The sequence below is a fragment of the Helicobacter pylori FD535 genome, from assembly GCF_000296015.2.
In the GTDB taxonomy this organism is placed as follows: domain Bacteria; phylum Campylobacterota; class Campylobacteria; order Campylobacterales; family Helicobacteraceae; genus Helicobacter; species Helicobacter pylori_CT.
This window is the reverse complement of record NZ_AKHP02000037.1, coordinates 1-2,630: the sequence shown is the minus strand read 5'-3', so window position 1 is coordinate 2,630 and position 2,630 is coordinate 1. Positions and strand designations below refer to the sequence as shown.

Genomic DNA, 2,630 nt, shown 5'->3' with positions numbered 1-2,630 from the left:
TAAAGAAAGTTTTAAAGAAAGTTTTAAAGAAAGTTTTAAAGAAAGTTTTAAAGAAAGTTTTAAAAAGTTGGTAATAAAAGTTAAAAGAAAAACCATTCTTAAAAGAAAGGGTTAAAAACTTATTCTAACCCTTAAAAAATAGAGATGTCTTCTTAATCAGTCTTTTAAAAAAAGAATCTCAACAGAAATTAATGGCGGACTTCTTTAATCCTTGCTGCCTTACCTCTCCTATCACGCAAATAGTAGAGCTTCGCACGGCGCACCCTACCCACACGCAACACCTCAACGCTCGCCAAACTTTCGCTATAGAAAGGGAAAATTTTCTCCACGCCGATATTGTTAGCCCCTATTTTACGCACGCAAAAAGTCTTATCCACGCCATTGCCTCTAATCGCGATACACACGCCTTCAAAATACTGAGTTCGTGTTTTTTCGCCTTCTTTAATGGTGATACCAAGCTTCAAAGTATCGCCGGCTTTAAATGTTGGCATGGTCTTGCCTTTTAATTGAGCGTCTTCAAACTGCTGAATGTAGCGGTTTTTCATGTGTTTTCCTTAATGTCAATTTCATGATTTGTGCTGTTTGAATAAATCAAGGCGGTAAAATTTCGTCCTTAATTTTGACAAATCAAGTTTCAGTTGCTCAATTTTAGCATGATTTCCTTTAGAATATTCTAAAGGTGCAGGGATTTTATTGATTTCTTTGGATTTAAAAACAGCGTTAGCGAAATTAGGGGCTTCCAAGTAATGGTTTTCAAAGCTCTCATTTTCTAAAGATTGAGCGTTACCCAAAACCCCTTGAATGTGGCGAGCGATACTATCTATCAAGCACAACGCCCCAAGCTCGCCCCCTGTTAAAATAAAATCGCCTATACAAAAAACTTCATCAGCACCAAGTTCAATAGAGCGTTCATCAAAGCCCTCATAACGCCCGCACACCAAAACGACATGCTTTTTTTGAGCCAAACGCATCGCGTCTGTTTGCTTGAAAGGCTTGCCCACCGCGCTTAAAAAAATCGTGTGTTTAGGGTTTTTAACAGAATGGAGCGCGTTTTCTACCATCTCAGGGTCTAAAATTTGCCCCGCACCCCCACCAATGAGCGTGTGATCCGCTTTTTGATGTTTATTAGCGCTAAAATCTCTAAGGTTTAATACTTCTAATTCAAAAAGATTTTTTTCTAACGCTCTTTTTAAAATAGAATCTTCAAAATAAGGCCATACGAGTTGTGGGAAAAGGGTTAAAACGCTGAATTTCACTCAACTATTCTCTAAAAGCGTTTTAGCGTTATGGGTGGTTATTTTTTTGTCTTGCAAAAGGATTTCTTTGACATAAAAATCCCTATAAGGGATTAAAAAAATCTTAGCCAAACCTTTTTCAACCAAACTTCTCGTGGTTTCAACTAGAAAATAATCTATTTGAGAAATCCTTTGGATTTCTATGACTTTCCCTAGAATCTCGTTTTCTTCCACCACGCTAAGCCCTACTAAATCGCAATAAAAAAACTCCCCCTCTTTTAAAACACAGAGTTTTTTGCTCTCTGCTTCGCTCATAAAAAGCCCTAAATTAGTCAGCTCTTTAGCTTTTTCAGGCGTTTGGATCGTTTCTAAAAACAACAGGTTTTTAGCATGTTCATAAGAATGGATTATATATTCTTTAAAAGAAGAAGCAAAAGAGAAAGCGTTCAAGGGAGCGACGCCCACCTTAACGCCTTTTTTTAAGCACTCTGGAAAATCGCTCTCTAAATGAAGCTTTAACCCCCCATTAAGCCCCACGCTTTTACCAATTCTGCCCACTAAAAGCATAGAAACCAGGCGTTTGATCGCTATTTTTACTGGCAAAAACAACGATTTTATAAGAAAACCCGTCTTTGGCTTTCACGCCAGAAACAAACACCTTAATCGCGCTCACCATTTTGCCCTCTTTACCGATCACATGCCCCATGTCTGATGGGTGGGTATAAATAGTGATTTGTTTGACTTTATCTTCTAAAAGCGTGTACTCTACGCTCAAAGCTTGCGGAAAAGAAACAACCTTTTTTAAATATTTTTCTAAAAAAGTTGCCACGCAATACGAATAGTCCTTACACTCAGCTTGAGAAAAAGGCGTGTTCAAAGGATCTAATTCACGCATTTAGCCTCACAAAACCTTAGGCTTTTTGAGAAAGTTTTTCCACCCTCTCGCTCATTTTAGCCCCCACGCTTTTCCAGTAATCCAAGCGTTCCTTATCAATCTTAATATCTTTAGGCTCGCTTAAAGGGTTGTAATACCCAATGGATTCAATCCAACCTCCATCCCTTCTTTTCCTAGAATCGGTTACCACCACTCTATAAAAAGGCTTTTTCTTTCTCCCAATGCGCGTGAGTCTAATGACTGTCATTACAAAAATCTCCTAAAATATTCATATTAAATTTGAGATTATACAACAAAAGTGCCTAAAACATGCTTAAAAATCAGCGCATTTTAGGGGGTGTTTGGTTTTTAGCCTGACTCATTAGATTCATCAAATCGCTAATGCCCTTTTTATTCGTTAAGCGTTTCGCCATTTTGCTCGCTTGATCAAAGCGTTTGATGATGCGGTTGATTTCAGACACTTCTAAGCCGCTCCCTAAAGCGATCCTTTTTCTTCGGCT

General features: G+C 38.1%; 5 protein-coding genes and 1 pseudogene. All 6 read right to left on the bottom strand.

What is annotated here, in order from left to right:
- Positions 1-188: 188 nt before the first annotated feature.
- Positions 189-545: a 50S ribosomal protein L19 gene (rplS, locus tag DV63_RS14280; protein ID WP_000797723.1), complete on the bottom strand. Its 357-nt coding sequence runs from the start codon at positions 543-545 to the stop codon at positions 189-191.
- A 21-nt stretch (positions 546-566) separates the two neighbouring features.
- On the bottom strand, positions 567-1,256 hold the full coding sequence (gene trmD / locus DV63_RS14275) for a tRNA (guanosine(37)-N1)-methyltransferase TrmD (protein WP_000672937.1): 690 nt from the start codon (positions 1,254-1,256) through the stop codon (positions 567-569).
- Complete coding sequence (gene rimM / locus DV63_RS14270; RefSeq protein WP_031202492.1) at positions 1,257-1,802, bottom strand: ribosome maturation factor RimM; 546 nt, start codon at positions 1,800-1,802, stop codon at positions 1,257-1,259.
- Positions 1,777-2,130: a KH domain-containing protein gene (locus DV63_RS14265; RefSeq protein ID WP_001208540.1), complete on the bottom strand. Its 354-nt coding sequence runs from the start codon at positions 2,128-2,130 to the stop codon at positions 1,777-1,779. Before DV63_RS14265 ends, rimM begins: the two co-directional genes overlap by 26 nt.
- A gap of 16 nt (positions 2,131-2,146) precedes the next feature.
- Positions 2,147-2,377, bottom strand: coding sequence for a 30S ribosomal protein S16 (gene rpsP, locus DV63_RS14260; RefSeq protein WP_000216123.1), 231 nt, complete (start codon positions 2,375-2,377; stop codon positions 2,147-2,149).
- Positions 2,378-2,450: 73 nt separating this feature from the next.
- A pseudogene (locus tag DV63_RS14255) lies at positions 2,451-2,630 on the bottom strand (signal recognition particle protein); the annotation flags it as partial.